This window comes from Deltaproteobacteria bacterium, from assembly GCA_018668695.1.
Classification (GTDB): Bacteria; Myxococcota; XYA12-FULL-58-9; order XYA12-FULL-58-9; family JABJBS01; genus JABJBS01.
The window spans coordinates 1-6,306 of sequence record JABJBS010000110.1 but is presented as its reverse complement, the minus strand read 5'-3'; the positions used below and the strand labels follow the sequence as shown (position 1 = coordinate 6,306).

Genomic DNA, 6,306 nt, shown 5'->3' with positions numbered 1-6,306 from the left:
GGCTTGCGACCATGAGAGCCACGCTCAAGGTCAGAGCACCGCCGGCCAAAGTTCTGCGTAGCACATCCTGCCCCTGGCCATTCGTGCCCAACAAGTGGTCCATTGAAGGTGGTGAGAGCGGACGGCCTACCAGCTCACGAGGATCTGAAAACCAAAACACAGCGAATCCGACCAAAACCACGACGGCGAGTAAGGCGAGTATTCCAACCACAGCCCGGTGTTCGTACCACTTTCGATTCATGACTCGTCGCCTCCCCGCCGGGTTCTTGGGTCAACGAAGACGTAGAGTAAATCGAGAAGTAAGTTCGAACCCAAAACCGCAAATGTCACAGTCGCAAAACAGCCCTGTAAAAGAGGATAATCCTGATTTCGGATAGCTTCGAGCATGAGCAAGCCCTGCCCTGGATAGGAAAAAACAATCTCTGTGAGCAATGCACCAGCCACCACATAACCCAACGCCATCCCCAAATTCGTAATCGAAGGCAAAAGAGCGTTTCGTGCGGCGTAACCAAAAATAACCTGCCTTTCAGACAAGCCTTTCGAAAATGCCATTTGCACATATGAAGTACCAAGTTCACCAATGAGCGCATTACGCATGGTCAACAACCAGCCGCCCAACGAGGCCACCACAATGGTTCCGATAGGCAGTGCTGCATGCCATGCCCTGTTGAGCACGAGTTCCCATGTGGTATCGAAATAGCGCTCAACGGATTCGGCATGACGAACCGGAAACCAATCCAGGGAATAACCAAGATAGGAAACACTCACCATCGCGAGCCAAAAATAGGGAAAACCCCCGATAAAAATAAGCAATGGTGGCAGCCAGCGGTCGAGACCTTCTCCCGGACGCCGCGCACATAGAACCCCTAAAAAAGTTCCAATCACAAAGCTTAGAATCAACGCCGTACCAGCAATCAAAAGCGTCCAACCCAAAGCATTCCAAACGAGAGTAGAGACCTGCTCGGGAAAACGGACCACTGATACGCCCCAGTCGCCGGTAACGATACCACTTAGATAGTTCCAATACTGCTCGAAGATATTCCCCTCAGCCTGCCCCATCGCACTGCGGATAGCAGCCTCAATTTCCGGTGTAAGCCTGCCCTTTAATCGCCCGAGCGTAGCTTCGACCGGGTCACCAGGCATCATTCTCGGCAAGATAAAGTTCAAGGTTAAAGCACCCCAACCGGCCAAGAAATAGTTCAAAAGCTTCTTACGCATCGAGCTATTCATGGCTGGCTCTCCACCGGTGCCAACCGCTTCAATACAAGAGCGGCCTCAGGTAAAGCATTCGGCGAACCACCTGCATAAGGCGTTTTCGGATCGGGGAACCCGGTGTAATTCGACTCATTGAATACCGCCCAGCTTGGGTTTGGGAAAAGCGGAATAGAAGGCAATGTGGCATAAAAGCGGTCTTCAAGCTGATGAACAATCTCTAAGCTCTTTTTCTCGTCTACGGTACGAGCAAGTATCTCAAGCAAGCGCCCTGCTTCCTCGTCTCCATAACGGTGCCAATTTTGAACACTCTTCTCGCCAGCGGCAAGCGCCAGCTTAGGGTCCATCAACCCTCGCATGAGCTGATAAGGTGTCGACCCTTCGGCAGACCATCCGATGCTCATGTCGAAGTCACCATTTTGCACTCGTCCAAACCATGTACCGAACTCAAGGGTCCGAACTTTTACGTCTAAGCCCAAAGCTGCTAAATCTCTAGCCACCAACTGAGCCGCTCGCACCCAATCAGACCAGCCCGACACCACCAAAATCTCAAGAGGTTTCGCATTTTTCAATGCATCCCTACTCTTCTGAACAAGACTTTCACAGCCTGTGATTTTCTGATCTGGCGACTTTTCCCATTTTGCAAACCCGTCAGAGTAAGGCGATTGAAAAGCAGACCGGGTGTAACCAAACATGGCGATGTCGACCAAGCGCTCGCGGTCGATGCTGCAGCTGATGGCTCTACGAACATCCACATCCTTAAAAAGGTCAACCAGCTGATTCAGGTAAAGGAATACCATCGTTCCCGTTCGCGCGAACCAATAGCGCCGGTGGTCGGGGTCCTTACGCACATAGGTTGTATCGATTGCCGGTACGAAGTTGCCCGCCCAATCGACCTCGCCTCGCACCAGTGCCAATGTTGCTTGGTCATTTGAAGAATAGGCAGGAAAACGTAAGCGTTTCACCTTCGGTATGCCGGGTTCCCAATAATGAGGATTGGCACCGAGTTCGTAAATCATTGGGTCAAAACGCAGGACTTGCGTGAATGGCCCTGTGCCCACCGGACTCTCATCAGCATAGCGAACAGGGTCTTCTACTTTAGTCCAGATGTGTTTCGGAACAATTGGAGTTTGCACGATGCCATCAAACAAAGGCGCATGAACTGCCTTAAATTGAAATTCCAAGCCTGCATCGGTCATCGATACTGATTCAAGATGTTTCCAAACACCGCCCGTATCCAGACCCGGGTGCGTGCGCATAAGTTCAAATGTAAAGAGCACATCGTCTGCACTAAAGAGTGAACCATCTGACCACTTGACCTGCTTCCTGAGAACCAGCCGAAGCACAGTACCGGATTCATCCCAACTAAAACCAGTCGCCAACACACCGACCCAAGATTCCTTAGCGCTGTTGAAAGTCATCAATGTTTCGTAGATTCCACCCTTGCTAGGCCAACGCGGCGTAGCCATGGGAGAGAGCGGATTGAAGCGCCGGACCCAGGACGATTGCTGTTCCACGGACACGACCAACGCATTTTCGGGTGCGCGGCCAAGATCGTGACAGCCTAACATGGCGGTCAATCCCAGTAACGCCAGGAACCCCAGGAGTTTCATATTAGTTTCTCTGGTATACTCGAATATAATCGATTTTAAATTCGGCCGGAAATGGCGTGTCTAGATTAGGGTCACCAACATAGTTGCCGCCCACCGCTAAGTTGAGCAACAAGAAAAATGGTTGGTCGTATACCCACTCTTGGTGAGCCTGCAGTGACCCTCGCGTGACTGAATGGTAAACATTCCCATCCACCCACCACGATATCCGGTCCTGATCCCAATCGACTCCTACAACGTGAAATGCAGAGTCGAAAGATTCCTCTTTATCATAATAGGACTGGTTCAGGCTGCTGCCTCCAGAATATCCGGGACCATGCAATGCACCACCTATCCACGACGGCTGCTGGCCACGAGCCTCCATGATATCGATTTCACCACAAGCCGGCCAACCCACATCATCAATATTTTTTCCCAGCAGCCAAAAAGCAGGCCATAAACCTTGCCCACTCGGTACCTTGATACTCGCTTCAATCCGGCCATATTGAATTTCTTTCGCACTTTGAGAAATCAACCGAGCAGAGGTATAAGTTGAGCCCTCGTAGTCTTCACTCACTGCGGTAATCACAAGATGCCCGTCTTCTACTTTTAGGTTATCTGCTCGCCCGGTATAGTATTGCAATTCATCATTGCCCCACCCAGAGAGCCCCTGCGCTTCGCCCGTTCCGATTTCTGCAGTCCAGACAGTGGAATCCAGTTCAGTCTCGAATTCATCCGACCAGGCCAGTGTCCATGTTTCGCTTGCAGGTGTCGTTTGCGGAATCGCTTGGTCCCCCAAGCAGCCAGCAAGACAAGCTGCGGTGCATAACAGAATAACTATTCTCATGCTTTAGCTCTCTCAATCTCGCTCGCTTCGTTAATTCGGCTCATCCATCCTGTGATGTCGGACTGAACCGCCTGAACAACAATCGTTGCCGCGCCGGTCGCGACATCTCTTTCACCCAGCCGGCCCAAAGTCACCCTCGTTTCTCGCAGCTTAATCCAGCCGCCCAATCGACCCACGGTTTCCTGCACTGGCTTAAGCAAGAGGTCCCCACATGCGGCAAGAGAACCACCGAGCACAATCAATTCCGGGTTTAAGAGGTGAATGACGTTGGCCACGGCAACGCCCACCCAGTTTCCGGCTTCTTCAATGACGGTCTTCGCGTTTTTCTCACCCTCTTGGGCCTTCTGGGCCAGGGTTTGGTTCGATTTAATGACTATCCGTGCCGAACCCTCATCTTGAGAGGACAACTCTTCATAGCGTGCTGCCAATTGGTTGCGTCCGACCAGGTCGTTGAACGAACGCCGCCCGTCACCGTTTGGGTCACCTAGGAGCATATGCCCAACTTCACCGCAGAAACCCGTCTGGCCCCGGTGCAGCTGGCCATCAATGATGACGCCGCACCCCACACCTGTTGCCAGCTTTAGATAAATCATATTGCGAACCTGGCGCCCTACTCCCCACCAATGTTCGGCTAGAGCACCCAAGTTGGCATCGTTATCGATGATGCAGCGAATTCCCAATCGCTTGCCCAGACTCTCTTCAACGTCAAGGCCTACCCAGGCTGCCATCGTTTCTTCACAAATGCGGCTATTCGTCCCGTGCTCTACCGGAGCAGGGATAGCTACACCCATGCCGAGGATTTGGCCCGCGGTTAACCGAGAAGCCGTCATCATGTCTTTCGCCTGACCGCAAACCGCATCAAGCGCTAGATCGGGCTTATTTCGTGCATCAACACGCTCACGCCGGGTAGAGACCACTTCGCCGCTTAGCGACATCAACAATGTACTGACGTGCGAAGCGCCTATATCCACGCCCAAAACGAACCATGTTTGGTTGTTAGGCCGAAGTGTTATGGCTCGGCGCCCGCTCGTCGAAGCAGCCGGTCCATCCTCACGTACCAACCCATAGTCTATAAGTTCTTGTACCAGGGAGGACGACGTTGAACGGCTCATTCCGAGACGCCTAGACAGTTCCGCGCGGGTCATCCCATCGGCGGTCCAAATTGCCTCGAACGCCATCGATAGATTGGCATCGCGGAGTGTTGAAGCATCACGAATCAATTGACTCAAAACTCATTCCTTACCCTAAAATTTGGTCCCGCTCGTTAGTTTCCACATGCCTCGCATGATGAATAGCAAGGTGTCGACAGCTCTAGAGGGGAAGTCTCCAATAGAAACCCACGATTATCAGATTCATCGCCAAGAAGATAATCACAGCTAGAACCTAATGGGATTTCCTCCGCAGAAGTCCAACCATTGATAGTAAACTTGTATTCATATTCATTCGCCTCCAACGGCAGCGATAGTTCCCATACTCCAGAGGTGCCAGTGTTGCTAAGCGGATTACATGTACCGCACCACCCATTGAAAGTTCCATTTACATAGACAACATCGGTTGGGTTCAAGACGGTCTCTGACATATCAACGGTAAACGTAACCAAGTAGGTACAGCTTCCATTATCTACAGTGGCGGCAGACGAGTAATTTGTTGCATCAAGATCAGTGCACCCCGCTATATCGGCACCTGCTGGACAACTTTCGCAAGACGAGTAACAGCTGCTCGCTATCGTGACTGGAGCATCACTGACCTCAAAGCCTCGATTACCAAATGTATCGTCGCTTAAATAGTCACAGCTATCACCGACCTCAATACTCTCCTGGGCATCCCACCCATTGATGGTGTACTTGAATTCATACACACCTGCCGTGATCGGTAGACTTAAGGTCCATTCTCCATCGCCATCTTCATCGGTCATAGGGTTGCAGGTACCACACCAGCCGTTGAGCGTTCCGTTCAAGTAGACAACATCGCCTGGGTTCATCGCCGTCGTACTTAGATCTACCGCAAAGTCGACCATGTAACTGCAAGAGCCATCGTCGAAGGTTGCTGCCGAAGAATAGTTTGCAGCATCCAAATCCATGCAGCCATTTACTTCTGATGTTTCTGGGCAGTCATCACAGGAGTTGTAGCAAGGTGCATCAAGCGTTACCGGACTATAACCCAATTCAAAACCACGGTTCGCGAATGTATCATTTGGCAAATAGTCACAAGCAGACCCGGTCTCAAGCTCCTCCGACGCATTCCAACCATTGATGGTATACAAGAATTCGTAGGTGCCTGGTGCGTATGCGTAGGTGAAGGTCCAAACCCCATCCCCATCGTCATCGGTCATCGGAGCACACTCGCCGCACCAATCGTTAAAACTCCCATTCACATAAACAACATCATCAGGGTTCAAGGCCGTCGTATTCATATTTACACTAAACGTTACGTCGTAAAGACAATCTCCTAGACTCGTTGGAGAGGCTGCCTCATCATAGTTCGCAGCATTCGTATCGCCGCAGCCGGGCTCTTCCGTGTCAGTGGGGTCGGATGCGTCGGAAGCATCGGAAGCATCGGAAGCATCGGAAGCATCGGAAGCATCGGAAGCATCGGAAGCGTCAGAAGCGTCAGAAGCGTCAGAAGCATCGGAAGCGTCGGAAGCGTCGGATGCGTCGG

6 protein-coding genes are annotated in these 6,306 nt (G+C 51.6%); all 6 read right to left on the bottom strand.

The window, feature by feature from the left end; translation table 11 throughout:
• Positions 1-241, bottom strand: a 241-nt coding sequence (locus tag HOK28_06320) for a peptide ABC transporter permease (protein MBT6432689.1), incomplete at its 3' end; no start/stop codon positions are given.
• Positions 238-1,218 (bottom strand): ABC transporter permease, encoded by a 981-nt coding sequence (locus HOK28_06315; protein MBT6432688.1) that lies wholly within the window; start codon positions 1,216-1,218, stop codon positions 238-240. The genes HOK28_06320 and HOK28_06315, both read right to left, overlap by 4 nt.
• Positions 1,219-1,226: 8 nt before the next feature.
• On the bottom strand, positions 1,227-2,783 hold the full coding sequence (locus HOK28_06310) for an ABC transporter substrate-binding protein (GenBank protein ID MBT6432687.1): 1,557 nt from the start codon (positions 2,781-2,783) through the stop codon (positions 1,227-1,229).
• A gap of 43 nt (positions 2,784-2,826) precedes the next feature.
• Entirely contained in the window at positions 2,827-3,648 is an 822-nt protein-coding gene (locus HOK28_06305) for a glycoside hydrolase family 16 protein (GenBank protein ID MBT6432686.1), read from the bottom strand.
• Positions 3,645-4,877: an ROK family transcriptional regulator gene (locus HOK28_06300; GenBank protein MBT6432685.1), complete on the bottom strand. Its 1,233-nt coding sequence runs from the start codon at positions 4,875-4,877 to the stop codon at positions 3,645-3,647. The genes HOK28_06305 and HOK28_06300 overlap by 4 nt, the downstream gene beginning before the upstream one ends.
• A 35-nt stretch (positions 4,878-4,912) precedes the next feature.
• Positions 4,913-6,306: hypothetical protein (locus tag HOK28_06295; GenBank protein ID MBT6432684.1), on the bottom strand; the 1,394-nt coding region annotated here is incomplete at its 5' end.

What these genes read in the sequence shown, in the direction of transcription:
- HOK28_06315 (MBT6432688.1), bottom strand. Translation starts at nt 1,218, where the DNA reads ATGCGTAAGAAGCTTTTGAACTATTTCTTGGCCGGTTGGGGTGCTTTA.
- HOK28_06305 (MBT6432686.1), bottom strand. Translation starts at nt 3,648, where the DNA reads ATGAGAATAGTTATTCTGTTATGCACCGCAGCTTGTCTTGCTGGCTGC.
- HOK28_06310 (MBT6432687.1), bottom strand. Translation starts at nt 2,783, where the DNA reads ATGTTAGGCTGTCACGATCTTGGCCGCGCACCCGAAAATGCGTTGGTC.